The following is an 18,992-nucleotide window of genomic DNA, read 5'->3' as shown; positions in this document are numbered from 1 at the left end:
TTAGTTTAAAAAGTAGAATTAGCAAAGTCGCATTAAAATACTTTTTAACTATTTTTATTGGAAAGTGTTAAAATAAAAAGGCTTCCTTTTTTGGAGGAAGCCTTTAATAATTAATTGATAATTATTCTTTTTGTTTTAGTATTAGAATCCGTTGTAATTTTTATTAAATAAATTCCGGTTTGTAAGTGGTTTATATTTAATGTTGATTGATAATTATCATTTTTAGAATAAACTATTTTTCCTAAAGTTGAATAAATTTCAATTGAATATTTTTTTACATTTTCCATTTCAATTGAAAAGATTCCATTTGATGGATTTGGATATAATTTAAAATCAAATTCGCTAATTATAGAATTAGTGTCTTTAGTAGAACTTGCTTGTTTATTTCCAATTCCACCACAAGTATCAGAAGCATAAGAAGTCCAATCACTTGATTTATTGAAAGTTGCTTTAGGAACGGCCACATTTGTGTTTCTTCTTAAAGTTTCATTTGCAGCAAAATCAGCTGTTCCACCATTAAAAGTTCCAATGATGTCAATTAAAGTTCCGTTTTTAAATAAACCAACTGCATCATTTCCATTAAAGGTTAATTCTGTTGCAGTTGTTGATATATTAGCAGTTGTTTTTGAATAACAAGTTGAAGCAATTGAACTATTTACTAAGACAAACTTTGCACCATTTGTTAAAGTACCAGTTAAAGAAATTCCTGTACTCCATGAGCCAGCACCATTGGTTTGTTTTTTAACAACATAAGATGATAAACTTATTGAACTACCTGTGTTATTAGCGATTTCTAATGCTTTATTATTTGATGAACCCTCTAAATATTCAGAAAAGTATAAATCTGTTACTAAAGAAGTTGAAGTTGTTGTAGCGTTTATTGTTGAACTATTGCTAGAATAATTTCCTACAGCATCTTTTGCTTTTACATAAAAAGAATAGGTTGTTCCACTAGATAAACCCGTTATAGTTGTAGATGTTGAAGTTACTGTTGCTTTTAAGTTTCCATTCATATAAACATCATAACCAATAACACCAATATTGTCCGTAGAAGCAGACCAATTTAATTGTAAAGAAGAAGTTGTACTATTTGATGCTAAAAGATTTAATGGAGTAGAAGGAGCTGTTGTATCTGCTACAGGACTTGTTCCTCCCCAAATTTGACCAACATATTCTGGGTGATCAATATATGGGTTTCTATTATTTTGACGAGTATAAATAGCATTATTTCTAGCAATTTCTCTTGCACTTACAGGGTCTTGATTATGCCAAGAAATTAACATATTTAAAAATGAAGTTGTAAACACTTGATTACTTGTTCCATTAAACATAGCATAAGGATAATTGGCAATTGTATTTTCATAACGTGTTGCAAAGTAAAAATACATTCTAGCAATATCACCTTTGAATTCATCTATAGGTTCAAAAACAGTTCCATTATAACCAGAAACAGCGCTTAATCCTAATTTACTTCCATTTAAAGAAGTCCATGTCGCAGTAGAAACATCTCCATGAGGATAATTAGAACGCATACCATTTACTTTTCCATCTGTTGGTGGGATATGATGTGCATCTGAAACCATTGGTGCAGCTGAATTAAATACGGATTGAGGAATCATATGTTCTCTATTGTAGCAATTTCCTTCTGTGCTATAATTTCCACATTGATTTGTACTGTAACTATAAGTGTAAGGATCAGATCCATTTGGATTTTCTGAATATACATCCATAATTGAATTGTCATTTTCGTACTGCTTATCTCTGTCAGAAGTGGAGTAGGTTGTCCACAAACCAGCATAACCTTTGTCGGAATGTCCTTTGATTTTGTTGTAAAGTTGGGTTTTTAAAGTGTAACCTGTTCCTGTTGCTGTACTGTAGTAACCAGAAGGAATCTGAGCCATTGCTAAAAAAGGCAAGACAAATGCCAATAGCGTTAATTTAGTTTTCATAAGTTTATTAATTTGGGTTTTATAAATATATAAAAAAATGATTTCACTATTACGTAGATTAGTAAACTTAAATGAAACTTAAACATTTAGTAATAAAACAAAAAAAAACTGCCCGTTTTAGGACAGTTTTAGAATTTAGATTATAGAAAGGTTATCTTTTTTTAGAAAGAATTTCCATGTTTTTGAATTCAGTTCCGTCAGAATTTACTTCAAACATTTCCATTTTTTGATTTTTATCATCAATGTAAGTAATAACTTCTTTTACTTTTTTCTCTTTTCCAGTTACAGGGTCAACCATATTACCAGAAAAAGTGATTGATTTAGAAGCTTCATCATATTGACCACGAGAAACCAGCATTCCTGTTCCCATGTTATCAATCCAAATAGTTATGAATTCTTTTGAAGCATTGTCATAAGCTGTCAGTCCTCTTCCTTCAAAAGACATTCCAAACATTTCTCCTTTAAAAGTTCCTTCTTGGTATTTTCCTTCAAGAATCATTTTGTAAGTGGCTACTGATTTTGCTTTTTGAGGTTCTGGACTATCAGGCATCCAAAAAGTCATTTCAGCATCCCAAGTTCCAGTGTCTTTAGCTAACATTTCGTGAGCTTTTGATGGAGTTGCATAATCAGTCCAGGCTTTTGCTATTGCTGCAGAATCTAAAGGTGTTTCAACAATTGCTTCATCAACAACTACTTCATCTGGTGTTGGAACCGTTTCAGTTTCCTCTACTTCTAGCTTTTTACATGAAGAAATACTTAGTGTAAGTGCCAATATTGATAAAATAATTTTTTTCATACTATATTTGTTATAAGGTTAGTTAGTCAAAGATAATAAAATTATAAGCTCCCATGTCAGTTGAGCCAGTTCTTGGATTGTTTAGGATATCGTTAAAAGTTGAAAATGTATTATTTGCTACAGCTTTAGCAGCAGAATTACTTCCAATTATTAATTCATTATTCGTTGGATCTTTAAAATCAGGTTTGTTTTGTGAAGAATTTGATGCTCTAATACAGTTTTCAAAACGTGTACTTGAAAAATTATAAAGTTCATTTCCTGTAAACTGATTACTTGCATCAATAAATTTAATTAGACAATTGGTATATTTAAAATTGAAAATACTTCCTTTCTTTTTATGAGAAATTCCTAAATTACTTGAACCATATACAATACAATTAATAAAATCTGCTTTTACTAATTCTTCAATTGTATCACCGTTTGAAGTTTCAATATAATCATCTAACAATATACAAGTCTGATTTGGACTAGGCCAATAATTGGAAAATGTACAATGTGTAAATTCATAGCTACCTCCAAAACTTCCTGCAAAAGAAGCTTCACCACAATTATTTAGAACCACATTTTTACCAGTGATGTTTCCAGTTCTAGCTAAAATTCCAACATTGGAACAATTATATATTTGAGTATTTTCTATCGTAAGAGTTGGAGTAGAAGTCCCATCATTTCCTGTAACTAATAACCCAACAGTTGCATTTTTAAGGGTTAAATTTTTAATGGAATTATTTGTACTTCCTTGTGTTAACCAAATTGTTCCCCATTGTCCAGGTACATCAGTGTAAGTTGGTTCAAGTCTATCTCCTTCAAAAATGACTTCGTTTTCTAAGTTTTCTGTTGTAGATGTTGAACCGTTTATATGTAATGAAGCATTATTGGCTACAATTAAACCTGATTCAGCATGAAAATGTATTCTAGCTCCAGCTAAAACGGTTAATGTTTTATTAGAAGGAACAGCAGCATAACCATAGACTACATAAGGTTTTGTGTTGTTCCAAATTAATTCATTGCCATTAACAGGGTCAGTTTCATCTAAAAAGAAGCCATAAATTTCATCTTCCCCAATTGGTAATGTTTCAGTTGTTCCATCACTAAATTTTTTAGGATAAAGAAAATAAGCATCTTGAATTAAGGTAACCAATTCTACTTTTTGCTGACTTGTTCCAATTCCAAATTCGATAAAATCTGTATATAAAAAATCTGTAGGATTTGCAGCAGCAACATCACTTGTAACTTCAATAAAAACGAACATGCTATCTTTTGCCAGCATTTCAATATTTGAGAATTCTTTTCCTGGAATTCCATCCACCATTAAACGATACTTTGAACTTCCCCCTTTGTTTAATCGAATACTCGGAATAGAAATATTTTTGTTACTTTTATTATATACTTTTAAGGTATAAGTACTTGAACCAATATTTGTAAAAACAGTATCCAAATAAACTGTGTCTTTTGAAAATTCTAATCCACCAGAACTTGTTTCAAAATCAAAATCGCTTCTGCAAGAAGTTAACGAAGCTATAAGTACAACAAAAAGTAATCCTATATATTGACGCATAAATAAATTGAATTTCCGTAAAAGTAATTATTAATTTTAAAACGCTATTTATGGAAACGAAAAAAAAGTATTTTTAGTCTCAATTAACAATCTATTATAAAAAGTTTTTAGGCATAAGATTTAAAAAATGAGTAATTTTGTAATAAATAAGTAAACCATGTTTGATAAAGATAAGATGCTTCAATTGTGTAACGATTGGTCAAAAAACACGTTGATGGAAACGTTAGAAATTGAATATATTGATGCTGGAGAAGATTTTTTAACGGCTAAAATGCCAGTAAATAGTAGAGTTCATCAGCCAATGGGATTGTTACATGGTGGTGCAAGTGTAGCTTTAGCAGAAAGCGTAGGAAGTGCAGCTTCATTATTATTTGTAAATCCTGAAAAATCTGAAGTTAGAGGCATTGAGATTTCTGCCAATCATTTGAAAGCTAAACGTGACGGAATGGTTTATGCAACGGCTAAAATTGTTCATAAAGGAAGAAGCATTCATTTATGGGAAATTAGAATTACGGATGAAAGCAATAATTTGGTTAGTTTATGTAAATTAACGAACATGATTTTACCAAGAAAAGTACGTTAAATGGATATTTTTGAAAAAGCAAAAAGTCAGTTTTTAAATAATTTACCTTTTGTTTTATTTGCTAGGCCTAATGAAAATCTACTGAATGCTTTTTTTCAGAGTGATGATGAATTACATAAATTTATTAATCAAAGTGGATTTGTATTTACATCTTTTGATGGTTTAACAAAAATCGTTTTACCTAAAGAGAATTCAGCATATTTTGAAGAAGAAATTAATTTCAATTTAAGTTTTAAATCCGCATCAATCCAGATACCAACATTGAATGAAGATAAAATTCATTTTGAAAATTTAGTAAATAATTCAGTTGAAGCTATTAAATCAGGTAATTTTGAAAAATTAGTAGTTTCAAGAAAAATCGATTTTTCGGCTGGAATTGATGTGTTTGAAACGTATCAAAATTTATTAAAAACTTATCCAACAGCATTTAGATACTTTTTTTTTCATCCAAAAGTTGGAATTTGGATTGGAGCAACACCAGAACAGTTAATTAAAATTAATAACGATAAGTTTGAAACGGTTGCTTTAGCAGGAACGCAATTATACTCGAATGAAGTGCATTGGACATCAAAAGAAATTCAAGAGCAACAATTTGTGACGGACTATATTATTTCCAATTGTGAAGAATTAGCTTCAGCTATTGAAGTTTCTGAATCATTTACAGTACAAGCGGGAAAATTAGCGCACATAAAGACTAAAATTTTCGGAACTATTTCTAAGGAAAATGAAGTAGCCTTAATTTCAAAATTACATCCAACACCTGCTGTTTGTGGTTTGCCCAAAGAAAAAGCGAAAGAATTTATCTTGAAAAATGAAAAGTATGATAGAAAATTTTATGCCGGATATTTAGGAGAATGGAATATAAATGAAACTACCAATTTATTCGTTAACTTGCGATGTATGGAAATTGGTAAAAAGAATTCAATTTATGTAGGTTGTGGTATTACAGAAGATAGTGTAGCCGAAAATGAATTTATTGAAACTCAAAATAAGTCAGAAACCATTAAAAATATAATAATAACTAAAGCATGAAATTAGATATATTAGCATTTGGAGCACATCCAGATGATGTTGAATTAGGAGCAGCAGGAACTATTGCTAAAGAAGTTTCTTTGGGTAAAAAAGTCGGAATTATCGATTTAACTCGAGGTGAATTGGGTTCACGAGGTTCTGCCGAAATTAGAGATGAAGAAGCTAAAAAAGGAGCAGAGATCTTAGGAGTTTCGCTTAGAGAAAATTTACGTTTTAGAGATGGTTTTTTTTTAAATGATGAAAAACATCAACTAGAAATCATCAAAATGATTCGAAAATACAAGCCTGAAATTGTTTTATGTAATGCAATTGATGACCGACATATTGATCACGGAAAAGGAAGTAAACTAGTAAGTGATGCTTGTTTTTTATCAGGATTAATTAAAATAGAAACATCATTAGATGGAGAAAAACAAGAACATTGGCGACCGAAGCAAGTTTACCATTATATGCAGTGGAAAAACCTTGAACCAGATTTTGTAGTTGATGTAACCGGATTTATGGATATTAAAACACAATCTGTTTTAGCGTATAGTTCTCAATTTTATGACCCAAATTCAAATGAACCTATAACTCCGATAACTTCAAAAAACTTCTTAGACTCTATAAAATATCGCGCAGAAGACTTAGGAAGATTAGTTGGTGTTGATTTTGCAGAAGGATTTACAACCGAAAGATATTTGGCAATCAATAGTTTAAGTGATTTGAAATAAAATTCTCTTTTTTTTGTTTGTAAAATAGAAAAACAGTAGTATATTTGCACTCGTTAAATAAATGGTGATTGTAGCTCAGTTGGTTAGAGCATCGGTTTGTGGTACCGAGGGTCGCCGGTTCGAACCCGGTCATTCACCCTTCTTTTAAGCTCCAAAGAAATTTGGAGCTTTTTTTATTTATACAATTTCCTAAATAGAATATTCTTTTTTAAGCAATTAATGCTAATTAAAAAAAAGCACTCAATTGAGTGCTAGATTAATTATTCACCATTTAAATCGGCTATCATTCTTTTATCTCTGTTGGCTATTTCCCAAGCATCAGCAAAAGCAAGTTGAGCTCTTTTTGTCATTAATTCATAATTAATTTTGTCTGGAGTATCACTTGGTTTATGATAATCAGCGTGTACACCATTAAAAAAGAAGATTGCTGGAACACCATTTTTAGCAAAGTTATAATGGTCAGAACGAAAATAAATTCTTTCAGGATCTTTTCTATCATTGTATTTATAGTCAAGATTTAAACCTACATATTTGGTATTCATTTCTTCATTAATTTGATGTAATTCTGTACTTAATCTATCAGAACCAATCACATAAATATAATTAGGATTTTCTTCATGAGCTGGATCAACTCTACCAATCATATCAATATTAATATCAACAACTGTATTTTTTAGTGGAAATAATGGATTTTCAGAATAATATCTTGAACCGTGTAATCCTTTTTCTTCTGCAGTAACGTGTAAGAATAGAATAGAACGTCTTGGACCATATCCTTCTTTTTTTGCTTGAGCAAATGCTTGTGCCATTTCTAACAATGCAACAGTTCCAGAACCATCATCATCAGCTCCATTATATATTTCATCGTTTTTTGTACCAACATGGTCATAATGAGCTGAAATAACTACGATTTCATCTGGAAATTCGCTTCCTGGAATGAATGCCCAAATATTTTCAGAATCAGCACCTTTATTTCCGAATTTCTTAGTCATGAAAGCTGCTGGAACTTTTTGGTAATAACTGCTTGCTCCTTTTGGAAATGTTATACCAAGACTTTTATAATAGTTGATGATATATTCACCTGCCTTTTTTTGTCCAGCAGAACCTGTATCTCTTCCTTCCATTTCTTCACCTGCAACAATATATAAATGTTTACTCAAATCTGTTTTATCGATTAAGTTAATGTATGAGCTAACGTCTACAGCTTTTTTATTGCCTATTGTAGAGCTTGTTCCACAACTCAATAAAATCAGTCCAACTATGCAATACGCAATTATTCTTTTCATTTTTATTATTTTTTACGAGAATTTATTAATTCAAAAATAAGATTTTTAATTTTAAAATATTCAATTATATTATTATTAGTGTCATTTTTATAATTATTGTTTCAAAATTAATTCTTTAAAATTAAAAGTTTAATTTTGTAAAAAAAACAATTCAATGTTTAAATTAAAACTTCCTACTGACCCTAGATGGGCAAGAATTGCGGAATCAAATATAGAAGAAGTCTTAACTGACCATGCTTGGTGCGAACAAAAAGCTGCTTCTAATTGTATTAGTTTGATCACAATGTTGCCAGAACATACCCATATAATTACTGAATTAATAAAAATTGCTCAAGAAGAAATGGATCATTTTGAACAAGTTCATGAAATTATTAAATCAAAAGGTTGGATTTTAGGAAGAGAACGCAAAGACCATTATGTGAATGAATTGTATAAATTCATGCATAAAGGAGGAAGTAGACAAACACATTTAGTCGAACGTTTGTTATTTTCTGCAATGATTGAAGCAAGAAGTTGTGAAAGATTCAAAGTATTATCAGATACAATAGATGATGAAAAAATGGCTAAATTTTACAAAGACTTAATGATTAGTGAAGCCAATCATTATACTGTTTTTATCAACTTTGCAAATGAAATTGGAGAAGGAATGGATGTTAAAAAACGTTGGGAAGAATGGTTAGCTTATGAAGCTGAAATTATTAAAAGTTACGGAAAATCAGAGGCAATTCATGGATAATTTACGAGTTGGAATTTGGAATTTTATTATTTGAATTTTTCTCCTCAATCCATTTACTCATGTACATAGTGCTTTTTAGAGTATGATGATTTAATATTTGTCCCATAAAATTATTAGCACGATGATTTACTATATTTGATAGTAAGTTTTTAATTTTATCCATAAATTCACTTTTAAAATTTTTCTTATTGAAACAATCATTGATTATTGCGATACCATTTAATTGAGATTTTTTCCAAATTATTTCATTTGAATATAGCTCTATTGCTTTTTCTGCAAAATCATCTGGATTATCTTCAATAAAACCATTCCATTCTTTATTGTCTCGCATGGCTTCAGCACCAATGGTTGATGTTATGTTTGGAGTTCCATATAGCATTGATTCTAATAATTTTCCTTTAATTCCGGCACCAAAAGGAATAGGAGCAAGCAATATTTTATTTTTTTTAAATACAGAAGCACTATTTTCTGCTCTTCCTTTTATAATGAAACCTTCTTTTGAATTATGTAATTGTTTGGCTTTTTCAGGAATATAAGCACCATAAATATGTAATTCAGCTTGAGGTAATTGTTTTCTGATTTTGGGCCAAATTGAATTTTTTAATTGCAATACAGTTTCCCAATTTGGTTTATGATGAAAATTTCCGATGGAAAAAAAATGTTCTCTTTCTTCAAATTTTGGATAATCATCTAAAATAGTTTTATTTAATTCATCATACATCATTGGAATATAATGTAATAATTCAGGTGGAATATTAAATGAATCAACTAATAAATCATGTTCATATTTTGAAATAATTAAAGTTAAATCACATCTATATATTGAAGCAATTTCACGTTTAGCGATTTCATTTTGAAGATGTTTTGTTTCACATTTTATATTTTGTTTGAAACATTGTAATCTGGCTTCTCTTAAAAAATGTAAATCTTCTGTATCTAATATTTTTATAGCATTTGGACAACTTTGAGTAACACGCCATCCAAATTGTTCTTCAGTCATAAATCTATCAAATAGAACAAACTTTGGGTTTTGTAGTTTTATAAAATCATCAAAAGAATTATTATTTAATTCAATTGAAACTGTTTCAACGCCTAATTCACTTAAATCAAAAGTAAATTCAGAAGTGGATGATATTGAAGTAAATACAATTTCATATTCAATTTTTTTGAATAGTTCAATTAATTGCATCATTCTTTGTCCAGCAGCAGTAGATTTTGGTTCAGGCCAAACAGAGCCTATAATAACAATTTTTTTCATAAATTATAACTTATGGCAAAGGTATAAAATAAAAAATTGTCTTATAAAAATATGATTTTTAAATAGATAAGTTCAAAGCAAAAAAAATATTTTAAATTATATTAAAAAAGGTTTGTAGAAATAAAAAATGATACTATATTTGCACTCGCAATACGGAAGTAGTGTAAGTCTTATTGGAGAAATGGCAGAGCGGTCGAATGCGGCAGTCTTGAAAACTGTTGACTGTAACAGGTCCGGGGGTTCGAATCCCTCTTTCTCCGCTGGTTAATTCAAGAAACCTATCAAAACCCTTTAAATCTTATGATTTAGAGGGTTTTTTAATTTCCACCCTATCCAAATTATTTATTTTTTCTCATCTTAAAGGTGTACAATTCGGGGTACCTATAAATTTGGATATAACAGGTGCCCCTACCTTTGTGAACCCCTTTAAAAACAGCTAGTTCAGAAAATGAACATCTTGTTTTGTGTTGATAGAATTTTTAATTTTATACTAACATAAAGGTCACCAATTATGATTGAAACAATTTCAGTTCTCTTTTATCTTAAAAGAGCGAAAGCCAATGCACAAGGGCTAGCACCAATTTTTCAAAGAATTACCATTAAAGGAAAAAGGCTTGATAACAGCACCGGAAAGTTTATAGACCCCTCCAAATGGCATCCAGAAACGTCAAAAATGAGGGGTACTTCAGAGGAAGCTCGTTTAATAAATAGTCATCTGGAGCATTTAAAAGTAAAAATATTTACTGCTGAAAAATATTTAATTGCAAGTGACTTAGAAGTTAATGTTGAAAACATCAAAAAAAGCCTGGAAGGCACTACTAAACGAAAGCGATTTCTTGTACCAATTTTCGAAGAACACAATAAAAAGATAAAAGAATTACTCGGTATAGAGTATGCACCTGGAACATATGAACGTTATCAAACATCATTAAAACATACCAAGGATTTCCTAAATTGGAAATACAAAGTTTCAGATTTTGACATCGAAAACATTAATCATGCATTTATTACCGATTATGAATTTTATCTACGTAGTGTAAGGAAATGTGCCAATAACACAGCAGTCAAATACATTAAGAACTTCAATAAAATCATTAAAATATGTTTGGCCAATCATTGGCTGGATAGAAATCCATTTGCAAACTACAAATCAAAAGTTAAAGAAGTGGAAAGAGTCTATTTATCTGAAGATGAAATTCAGAGCATAATTAGCAAAGAATTTAAAACTGAAAGATTGTCGCTAGTTCGTGATATTTTTCTTTTTAGCTGCTTCACTGGTTTGGCTTACATAGATGTCAGAAACCTCACAAAATCTCATATTAGTATTGGTATTGATGGTGATAAATGGATTTTCACGCACAGACAGAAAACAGAATCTGCTTCTAAAATCCCAATTCTCCCAGTAACGCAAATGATTATTGACAAGTATGCAGATCATCCTCAATGTTTAAATGAAGACAAGTTACTTCCAGTTTTAAGTAATCAAAAAATGAATGCCTATTTGAAAGAAATTGCAGCAGTATGCGGAATTGAAAAAGAGCTAACCTTTCACATAGCTCGACACACTTTTGCTACAACTGTCACACTTACGAATGGTGTTCCAATAGAAAGTGTTAGTAAAATGCTTGGACATAAAAATTTGAGAACAACCCAACATTATGCGAAAGTCTTAGATAAGAAAGTTAGCGAAGACATGAAAATATTACGAGATAAATTCTCACTTACACCAATCCAAGAGAAGAAAATAATATAAAAATGGTAAAGCAACCTTATAGTTGCTTTACAAAAGATAATTAGTAATCCTTAAATTTTAAAACTATGAATTATGTTAACCATTTAAACGGCTTTTTTAACAAAGCTTATGCAGACAAACGCATGAAACCAAACCACATTTCGCTTTACTTAATGCTTTTTAACAATTGGAATACGAACCGGTTCAATAATCCTACAAGCATCCCAAAAGAAAAGATAATGATGTCATGTAAAATAAGATCAAATACAACGTATTACAAATGTATGAAAGAACTAGAAGCTTACGGATTTATTGAGCATTTGCCTACAAATAATCCACACATGAATTCTAATGTTACGATGATTGATTTTTCAGAATCGGGTAAAGCTGGTATAAAATTTATACAGGTTAATTTTTCAAAATTTGAACAAGATGACACTAACAACACATCAAAAAATAGCTATGCTACTGAACACGTTGATGAACTTGCAAATATTATATATAATAATAAAACAAAAATAAACAATTTAAACAAAATAGATTGCTATAATGGCACCCAAGCAAATTTTAATTCTGATTTAAATTTAAATTTTAAAAATAAAAATGGCCTAAATGCTGTTCCAAAAAAAGAAGAAAAAAGTTCCGCGAAAAAAGAAGAAAAATACATAAGCAATGCTGAAATACCTGCTCTCGAAGCTGTTGTTTCATATTTCATTTTCAAGCTAAGTACAGAAACCGAAGGCAATAGATTTTTTAATTATTATGCTAGTATTGATTGGTTAATTGGAGGTAAAACCAAGATGCGAGATTGGAAAGCGTTAGCACGTAACTGGATCATGAACCAAGGGAAATACAATTTCAAAAATGCAAATACTCAAAAAGCTTCAGGAAACCCAAGTGTTGAAAATAACAAAAACTATAACGAACCATTATAGAAAAATAAAAAAATAGGACTGCTGTCAGCGGTCCTATTTTAAACTGTTTTGTTAAGAAGCTTTCTTCTCAAGAACAACCTCTTTGCTATAATTAAAGGCAGGTAATTGCTCTATCGATTCTTCATTTAAAACCTGTCGAACCTCATCCAGAAACTCAGCTTCACTATGAGGCATTAATTGTACAGCTAGTTCCAAAATATTAGCAACATCAATCGCTGGATTTTCTACTAACGAAGAAACATAAGGTTCCTCCGATTGGAGCACAGCACTACAGACTTTCATCAAATCGGCAATAGTTCCACACAAACAAGCGTAATTAGCAAAGTTGACCGTTATTTGCCAAGTTGCTTCCTTTTTAGGATGCACTTTCAAAGTAGTCATAAGCCAATCCGACTTCCTACGCAATACATCAATTGTACTTTCCATAATTTTAAATTTATAAATTAATAACACAAATAATTTTGAATACTTCACTAATCACTAATCACTAATCACTAATCAATCCATCAACCCAACCGGCATAGTCAAAAACAAATTCTCCACCATAAAATCATCCTCAGCCTCCACAACATCTGCAGGTTGTAAAACAGCTTCTCTAATTTTATCCAAAAGATCAGCTTCCTCATAAGGCAACAAATCCAAAATGAGACTAAGTACGCCACTAATATTAGTTGCAGGTTCTGGAATTCTATTAGAGCAACCATCAGCCTCTAAAGCTAATAGGCATACTTTAACGATATCGGCAATCAGAAAACACACATCTGAATATCCAGAAAGATTAAGCTGTAATACATCTCTTTTTTTAGCAACATTCGCAGATTCAAGCAAGACAAAATGTTGAGCAGCAAGTTCTCGAAAAGCTGGAGACAAGGGTGGAATTTGATTTTTCATAAGTTAAGTTTTTATAGGTTTATAATTCTAAACGATTAAGTTCAATCATAGCCAAAGTTTCGGCTTCTTTCAAAAACGACTGACAAGAATCTAACAACCAAATAAAGTGTTGCTCATTAGCATGCAAATCTATCCAATGATTAAGCATAGAAGGGGACGCACATAGCATTTTATAACGTTTTTGAGCAAGACTCGTTTCTGTCTTAAACACTTGAGAAGGCAACGCAGTAAAAGAACCACACAAATCCAAAAGATATACAAGACTAAATGTAGTAGGAGTGTAACCCAAAAACACACGGATCAAACCCAAAGCTAGTTGATGCAAAGCACTGTGTAATAAAGCTATTTTACAAAGCTCAACGTCTAACTGATCACTAACTGTAACAGCGTGCATATTAAATTGGGCAACTCTAACACATTTATGCCAAAAAGCAGTAGTAGCCTTGGTATCTCGGGTTCTAGCAACGTGCAATAAATAGGGTGGAGCAGTGGTATCAAGACACAAACGTTGTCCATCACGAAGAACCTGATTAAAAAACCACTGCTGCCCAACTTGCTTTGTCCCCAAATCTTTTACCTTATGAACCAGTACAGTAGCAGTAATAGCGTGTCCAGAGCCAGCAGCAATGGATTGAGCTATATCAGAACCACCATTAGGAAGCAACTGCTGAGAAAACACAACCAAATAATAATGATGCCGAACTAGCCCAACATCAAAAGCATCAAGTAAATAATTACATTCCCTTTTAGTTTGGTGTCGATAACCAAAAACATAAACTGAACAAGGAGAAACTAATTGCTGAATCTGTTCCAAAACAAACTCAGTCTCAAGTGGAGGTAAAGTAAATGATTCCATAAGTCTTAATTTTAAGGCAATTTACTAAGCCTTAAACCCGTACCATACCAAATCCAATAGTAAGAAACCAAAAACCATTGGTTTTTTACCACTACTGGAATATTTACAAATGTTGTTCTTATTCAAAGTGTTAGTAAAATGCCTGGACATAAAAATTTAAGAATTACACAACATTGTGCTAAAGTCCTGTTTAGAAAAGTGTGTGAGGTCATGAAAATAGCAATGAACACTTTTAATAGGGTTGTTATCTTTCATTTCACAAATTTTAAGAAAAATGTTATTTCTTGGTTAAATCTAAGGTTTTTGTGGATATTTTGTCGTTTAAAAGTACAAAACAAAGGACAAAGTGAAAACCGCAAAACATAAAAGGTTAAACCGTAATTAACATTTTATTAATAAGCCTATATTTATAAAAATCTTTTAACTACTTGATTTTATTTTCATTATAACCAAAAACTCTTATTTATGAAAAAAAATACTATCCTTATTTTGTTCTTTTTATTTTCCTTTATTTATGTTTCCGCTCAAGAAAAGATTAAACATAGTTGTGGTTCTGATGTTATACATTTGAAACTATTGAAAGAAGACGATTCTTATAAGGAAAAATTTGAAAAAAATAATTTGGCTTGGTCTAAATTTATAAAGAAAAGAGAATCTAACAACAATAAAAATGCTCAAACTTTATTAAATCATCAAGAGACATTAACTGTTGTTTTTCATGATGTAAAAAATGATCCTAACGAATCTTTTCTAATAGGTAGTACTGGAAGTTATCAGTACATAGTTGATAAATTGAATCTAATTTATGACGGTACTAACCTTGGTGGTAAAGCTCAAACAAATGATACACAAATTCAATTTTGTTTAGCATTACAAGATAAAAATGTTAATCCTTACATTGGCAACATTACACACCATTCTACAAGTTTAGGAAGCATAGACAAAGATAATATAAATCATATTGACCAAATTGTAACTAATTCAGGTGCTACATCAAAATTTCCGACAAAAAACTATATCAATGTATACATTGTGGATGAAATAATTGGTAGTGTAACTGGTTTTGCTTTTCTGCCTTCTGCACATGGTAAGTCTTATGATGGTATATTTATTGAAAGAGAATATTTAGTTAATAATCCTTCATTGGATATTAATATGAATGTATTAGCACATGAAATGGGACATTACTTAGGTCTTTTTCATGTTTTTGGAATTTGTGATCCAGCTACAATTCTTACTTTTCCCCAATGTTCATGTGATAATTCTAATCCAATTTTCAACGGAGATATGGTGGCGGATACCCAACCAATGGAATTAAACTTCACCTGTTCACCAGCTCCTACTTCATGTGGTTCAACGATTCCAGATGATAAGTCAAACTACATGGATTATGGTGATTTCACATGTCAAAATAAATTCACTCCAGGTCAAATAGATCGAATGCATTTTATGATAGATAGTGAATTTGGTGCCAGAAATTCATTATTAGAAACAAAGTCATGTGACATTTGTACTGGTTTGTTTAACTGTAACTTTACAATACAAATTCCAAATGCAATAATTGCAAATGAAGTTGTGGTTAATACTCCTTTAATTTTTAATGTAAACACAAATTGTTCAAACAATCCATCAATTACATACAATTGGGAACTATTTAATTTAGATACAAATACTCTTGTTTTAACAGTTAGTCTGCAAACATTTAATCAAACAATAACAGTCGTTGGCAATTACAAATTAACTTTGAAAGCTAGTCTTACTTCTAATCCAAATTGTGTAGAGGTAGCAAATCCCTTTTATTTTAAAGTTATTCCAGAGCAAGGAAATAGCGGTCCGGGTTCCGGGACAGATTATTGTAAAACTCTACCGGATTTAAATTTTAGTAATTTTGAAAGAGTTCAATATGAAAAAGGATGGAGTTTAGGTACAGGTTCAAGTCTTACAAATTATACATGGCCATCAACAGAAAGATATGTTGAAACTGATGCTGGATTTGAACCAAACAGTTTTGAAATTATTGATCAATCCACTTTTAGTGATGTTAACTTTCCCTCAGCAGCAAATGTGCCTTTTGGAGTCAATAAAATTTTAAGAGTTGGTCGAGTAATCAATCAAACCAACGTATTGCCTGATGGAGCAGCTTATTATGTAAAAGTAAAGTTTAAGCCAACTCCTGACAATTGTAAATTTTTAGTCCATTATTTAGGAATGAAACAAGTTACAACTACTCCTGAAACAGCCAGTTTGGGCCTACTAGTACAGTTATCTTATGAATCGCCCCTGCATCCTGGTTATATTAAACATATTGGTCAATCAGAATGGGGTAATAAATGGGAGGGAACAAGCAATTTAGGGGCAACAACATCACTGTACAATGAATTTAACAAAATATCATCAAATGGAGATTTTACTTCACCAAATATTGTCTATGGTCTCAAGGATTATAAAACTACGGTTCAATGGAAAACAAAATTATTGGATTTCAGTGAATTTGCGATATTAAATCAAGGTACAAATCAAAATTTTGAAGTTACTTTAACCTTTTTTGTAAGGTCAAATGACCAATCAGCAGGAACGCAGCAAGCCTATGCTTATTATGGAATTCAATGTTTGGGAGGTGGCCTGCCTGATAATGTTGATTTCAACGTTTCTAATTTTGATTTACCATGTCAATTTCCTGAGAATTCTCAAGAATGTGTCGATCAAACTTTAACTTACCCAAGTTATTTTCCAAGTGGTAGTCAGGCATATAATACGTTTAATTCTAACAACTATGCATTAGGTAATTATACAAGAGAATACTCCGATGATGATGTTACTTATTTCCCTTATACATCGGTATATTTACCCAGGTTTTGCAAAGGTAATAATTCGTATCCATACAGATATTTCAAGATAACCTATACAACATTAACACAAACGATTGTCAAAAAATTCAGAATTACAAATCAATTTTTTCATAATGAACCTCCTTGTTCACCAGCTGTAGATATTGGAGGTGTTAATAACTCTGCCTCTAATTTAAACACTTATTTTTGCTCAGGGAATGCAAATTTCACAACAGGAATATCGTTTACAAGCCCTTGTTTTTCTTCACTAACGCAACCTGGTGGAGTATATACATTTAGATGGTTAATCAACGGTACTGAAGAGGTTGCTTTAGGTACTGATGCGGTAGTTAATTATACTGCTTTAAATACTTATTTAAATTCTGTATTAAAACAAAATATATGCAATTTTGATTTAAAGCGAGAAGTGCAATATATTGATCCATATTGCGGTAGTAAATGTCTTGTCCTGAAATAGGTTGACCTTTTTTAGTGATTTTTATTGATTCAAATTTAGTTAAAAGTAATTGAACAATTGCTGTTTTTTTTAGTAAAAATACAAACTCTGTTACGCAGCCTTTTTGGCATAGGATTTATAGATTTGTTTGTTGTATTGTGTATGTACAGTTTGTGGTGTTTTTAAGTCTAAAGACCAGTGTAAACGTTCGTTGTTATATGTTTTTACGGCTTGTGCTACCATTTTTTGAGCAATTTGTATGTTTTTAATATTGTGTTTTAAACCAAATTCGTATTTTAATATTCCGTTAATTCTTTCAGCTACTGCATTTTCATAGGGATCATATTTTTGAGTTGTACTTAATATAAAACCTTTGTTTTCAGCGAATTCAGAAAAGTCAGGACAACAATATTGTATTCCTCTGTCGGAATGATGAATGATATTTTTATGGTTATGAATACAATTTTTATAAGCCATTTGTAATGCATCTTTCACAAGAGCCACTTTCATATTGTTGTCTAATTTCCAACCCATTATTTTTTTAGAATAGACATCAGTTACCAAAGCCAAATAGGAGTGACCACCATCAATTTTGATATAAGTAATATCGCTTACAAAGACTTGTTCTGCGTGGATTAACGGTGTTTCTTTAAGTAGGTTAGGGGATTTGTAAAAGAAGTGTTTAGAGTCTGTTGTGATGTGAAAACGTTTTGTTTTCTTAACCAACATACCATAACTTCTCATTAAGTCAAATAACGCATCTCTACCCATTTTGATATTGTTTTTAATTAATTCGTCTTGTATATGTTGATGAAGTTTTTTAATGCCAGTTTGAGGCATTTTAACCCTTATTTTATGAACTAACTCAAAGATTACTTTATGTTGTTGCTCTTTTAAGTAATTTGCTTTAATTCTTTGGTAAAAGGCTTGTTTAGTAATCCCAAAACATTGATAGAGCCATTTTATTTTAAACGGTTTCTTTTTCTTGTTTCTATCTCTTTTGCTAATGTTTTGGGTAACAACTTTTTTGACAATTCTTTTCCTGTAATGTCTTGAAAGTCAATAATTATGTCTTGCTGAAGTTCTTTAATGAATTCTAGTTCTTCAACCTTTTCACGCAGTTTTTTTAGTTCATCGTTTTTGCTCATAACTTTAGATTTAGATTCAAAGTTACTTAATTTTTTTAACCAATAGTCAATAGAACTTCGAGATACATTGTATTTATTGGAAGCGTGATTAACAGATATTTGTCCGTTATTAATTTGGTCAATGATGGAAAGTTTGAGATCAAAGCTTATTTTTTGATACTCTTTTTTTCGGCAGGGTTGTTTTTTCTGTGATGTCATAAGTGTGCTAAAAGTGTTTAATTTTTAGTCAACCTATTT

General features: G+C 30.8%; 17 protein-coding genes and 2 tRNA genes. 9 read left to right on the top strand and 10 right to left on the bottom strand.

The window, feature by feature from the left end:
• Positions 1-110: 110 nt before the first annotated feature.
• The 3 genes from G507_RS0104950 to G507_RS0104940 all read right to left on the bottom strand — a co-directional run bounded on the left by G507_RS0104950 (position 111) and on the right by G507_RS0104940 (position 4,300).
• Positions 111-1,949 carry an endonuclease gene (locus tag G507_RS0104950; RefSeq protein WP_026716447.1) on the bottom strand — a complete coding sequence of 613 codons (1,839 nt, stop codon included), beginning with the start codon at positions 1,947-1,949 and terminating at the stop codon, positions 111-113.
• Positions 1,950-2,100: 151 nt separating this feature from the next.
• A complete protein-coding gene (locus tag G507_RS0104945) occupies positions 2,101-2,745 on the bottom strand; it encodes a DUF1579 domain-containing protein (RefSeq protein WP_026716446.1) in 645 nt (214 codons plus the stop codon).
• Positions 2,746-2,767: 22 nt separating this feature from the next.
• Positions 2,768-4,300, bottom strand: a complete 1,533-nt coding sequence (locus G507_RS0104940) for a hypothetical protein (protein ID WP_026716445.1) — start codon at positions 4,298-4,300, stop codon at positions 2,768-2,770.
• Positions 4,301-4,457: 157 nt separating this feature from the next.
• Between G507_RS0104940 and G507_RS0104935 the strand changes: the two genes are divergently transcribed.
• The 4 genes from G507_RS0104935 (at position 4,458) to G507_RS0104920 (ending at position 6,767) form a co-directional block, all read left to right on the top strand.
• A complete protein-coding gene (locus tag G507_RS0104935; RefSeq protein ID WP_026716444.1) occupies positions 4,458-4,883 on the top strand; it encodes a PaaI family thioesterase in 426 nt (141 codons plus the stop codon).
• Positions 4,884-5,915, top strand: coding sequence for an isochorismate synthase (locus tag G507_RS0104930; RefSeq protein WP_026716443.1), 1,032 nt, complete (start codon positions 4,884-4,886; stop codon positions 5,913-5,915).
• On the top strand, positions 5,912-6,628 hold the full coding sequence (gene bshB1 / locus G507_RS0104925; protein ID WP_026716442.1) for a bacillithiol biosynthesis deacetylase BshB1: 717 nt from the start codon (positions 5,912-5,914) through the stop codon (positions 6,626-6,628). Before G507_RS0104930 ends, bshB1 begins: the two co-directional genes overlap by 4 nt.
• Positions 6,629-6,691: 63 nt before the next feature.
• Positions 6,692-6,767: transfer RNA gene (locus tag G507_RS0104920), tRNA-His, on the top strand.
• A 121-nt stretch (positions 6,768-6,888) separates the two neighbouring features.
• On the opposite strand, the gene G507_RS0104915 is transcribed toward G507_RS0104920, so the two are convergent.
• Entirely contained in the window at positions 6,889-7,914 is a 1,026-nt protein-coding gene (locus G507_RS0104915; protein WP_026716441.1) for a M28 family metallopeptidase, read from the bottom strand.
• Positions 7,915-8,068: 154 nt separating this feature from the next.
• Between G507_RS0104915 and G507_RS0104910 the strand changes: the two genes are divergently transcribed.
• Positions 8,069-8,650 carry a MiaE family protein gene (locus G507_RS0104910; protein ID WP_026716440.1) on the top strand — a complete coding sequence of 194 codons (582 nt, stop codon included), beginning with the start codon at positions 8,069-8,071 and terminating at the stop codon, positions 8,648-8,650.
• 1 nt (position 8,651) lies between these two features.
• On the opposite strand, the gene G507_RS0104905 is transcribed toward G507_RS0104910, so the two are convergent.
• On the bottom strand, positions 8,652-9,908 hold the full coding sequence (locus G507_RS0104905; RefSeq protein ID WP_026716439.1) for a glycosyltransferase family 4 protein: 1,257 nt from the start codon (positions 9,906-9,908) through the stop codon (positions 8,652-8,654).
• Between the two features lie 175 nt (positions 9,909-10,083).
• Between G507_RS0104905 and G507_RS0104900 the strand changes: the two genes are divergently transcribed.
• The 3 genes from G507_RS0104900 (at position 10,084) to G507_RS16450 (ending at position 12,575) form a co-directional block, all read left to right on the top strand.
• Positions 10,084-10,168, top strand: a tRNA-Ser gene (locus G507_RS0104900).
• A 251-nt stretch (positions 10,169-10,419) separates the two neighbouring features.
• Positions 10,420-11,661 carry a site-specific integrase gene (locus tag G507_RS0104895; RefSeq protein WP_026716438.1) on the top strand — a complete coding sequence of 414 codons (1,242 nt, stop codon included), beginning with the start codon at positions 10,420-10,422 and terminating at the stop codon, positions 11,659-11,661.
• A 263-nt stretch (positions 11,662-11,924) separates the two neighbouring features.
• A complete protein-coding gene (locus G507_RS16450; protein WP_211218974.1) occupies positions 11,925-12,575 on the top strand; it encodes a hypothetical protein in 651 nt (216 codons plus the stop codon).
• A gap of 51 nt (positions 12,576-12,626) precedes the next feature.
• Here G507_RS16450 and G507_RS17275 read toward each other — a convergent pair whose 3' ends face one another.
• The 3 genes from G507_RS17275 to G507_RS0104875 form a co-directional block, all read right to left on the bottom strand.
• Entirely contained in the window at positions 12,627-13,001 is a 375-nt protein-coding gene (locus G507_RS17275; RefSeq protein WP_051191497.1) for a hypothetical protein, read from the bottom strand.
• A 72-nt stretch (positions 13,002-13,073) separates the two neighbouring features.
• On the bottom strand, positions 13,074-13,466 hold the full coding sequence (locus tag G507_RS0104880; RefSeq protein WP_026716437.1) for a hypothetical protein: 393 nt from the start codon (positions 13,464-13,466) through the stop codon (positions 13,074-13,076).
• Between the two features lie 19 nt (positions 13,467-13,485).
• Positions 13,486-14,322, bottom strand: coding sequence for a hypothetical protein (locus tag G507_RS0104875; protein ID WP_026716436.1), 837 nt, complete (start codon positions 14,320-14,322; stop codon positions 13,486-13,488).
• Between the two features lie 465 nt (positions 14,323-14,787).
• Here G507_RS0104875 and G507_RS0104865 point away from each other — a divergent pair, with 465 nt between their 5' ends.
• Positions 14,788-17,628, top strand: coding sequence for a M43 family zinc metalloprotease (locus G507_RS0104865; protein ID WP_026716434.1), 2,841 nt, complete (start codon positions 14,788-14,790; stop codon positions 17,626-17,628).
• Between the two features lie 90 nt (positions 17,629-17,718).
• Here the strand turns inward: G507_RS0104865 and G507_RS16440 are convergent, their stop codons facing one another.
• A complete protein-coding gene (locus tag G507_RS16440; RefSeq protein ID WP_245575597.1) occupies positions 17,719-18,546 on the bottom strand; it encodes an IS3 family transposase in 828 nt (275 codons plus the stop codon).
• A 23-nt stretch (positions 18,547-18,569) separates the two neighbouring features.
• The gene (locus tag G507_RS16435) at positions 18,570-18,953 is read right to left on the bottom strand and encodes a helix-turn-helix domain-containing protein (RefSeq protein WP_051191496.1); all 384 of its coding nucleotides are present in this window, start codon (positions 18,951-18,953) and stop codon (positions 18,570-18,572) included.
• Between the last annotated feature and the right edge of the window lie 39 nt (positions 18,954-18,992).

It is taken from the genome of Flavobacterium gelidilacus DSM 15343 (assembly GCF_000422685.1).
Classification (GTDB): domain Bacteria; phylum Bacteroidota; class Bacteroidia; order Flavobacteriales; family Flavobacteriaceae; genus Flavobacterium; species Flavobacterium gelidilacus.
This window is presented reverse-complemented; position numbering and strand designations above follow the sequence as displayed.

Bases quoted from the DNA above. Each gene is read 5' to 3' on its own strand.
- G507_RS0104950 (WP_026716447.1), bottom strand. From the start codon at position 1,949: ATGAAAACTAAATTAACGCTATTGGCATTTGTCTTGCCTTTTTTAGCA.
- G507_RS0104945 (WP_026716446.1), bottom strand. From the start codon at position 2,745: ATGAAAAAAATTATTTTATCAATATTGGCACTTACACTAAGTATTTCT.
- G507_RS0104940 (WP_026716445.1), bottom strand. From the start codon at position 4,300: ATGCGTCAATATATAGGATTACTTTTTGTTGTACTTATAGCTTCGTTA.
- G507_RS0104935 (WP_026716444.1), top strand. From the start codon at position 4,458: ATGTTTGATAAAGATAAGATGCTTCAATTGTGTAACGATTGGTCAAAA.
- G507_RS0104930 (WP_026716443.1), top strand. From the start codon at position 4,884: ATGGATATTTTTGAAAAAGCAAAAAGTCAGTTTTTAAATAATTTACCT.
- bshB1 (WP_026716442.1), top strand. From the start codon at position 5,912: ATGAAATTAGATATATTAGCATTTGGAGCACATCCAGATGATGTTGAA.
- G507_RS0104915 (WP_026716441.1), bottom strand. From the start codon at position 7,914: ATGAAAAGAATAATTGCGTATTGCATAGTTGGACTGATTTTATTGAGT.
- G507_RS0104910 (WP_026716440.1), top strand. From the start codon at position 8,069: ATGTTTAAATTAAAACTTCCTACTGACCCTAGATGGGCAAGAATTGCG.
- G507_RS0104905 (WP_026716439.1), bottom strand. From the start codon at position 9,908: ATGAAAAAAATTGTTATTATAGGCTCTGTTTGGCCTGAACCAAAATCT.
- G507_RS0104895 (WP_026716438.1), top strand. From the start codon at position 10,420: ATGATTGAAACAATTTCAGTTCTCTTTTATCTTAAAAGAGCGAAAGCC.
- G507_RS16450 (WP_211218974.1), top strand. From the start codon at position 11,925: ATGAAAGAACTAGAAGCTTACGGATTTATTGAGCATTTGCCTACAAAT.
- G507_RS17275 (WP_051191497.1), bottom strand. From the start codon at position 13,001: ATGGAAAGTACAATTGATGTATTGCGTAGGAAGTCGGATTGGCTTATG.
- G507_RS0104880 (WP_026716437.1), bottom strand. From the start codon at position 13,466: ATGAAAAATCAAATTCCACCCTTGTCTCCAGCTTTTCGAGAACTTGCT.
- G507_RS0104875 (WP_026716436.1), bottom strand. From the start codon at position 14,322: ATGGAATCATTTACTTTACCTCCACTTGAGACTGAGTTTGTTTTGGAA.
- G507_RS0104865 (WP_026716434.1), top strand. From the start codon at position 14,788: ATGAAAAAAAATACTATCCTTATTTTGTTCTTTTTATTTTCCTTTATT.
- G507_RS16435 (WP_051191496.1), bottom strand. From the start codon at position 18,953: ATGACATCACAGAAAAAACAACCCTGCCGAAAAAAAGAGTATCAAAAA.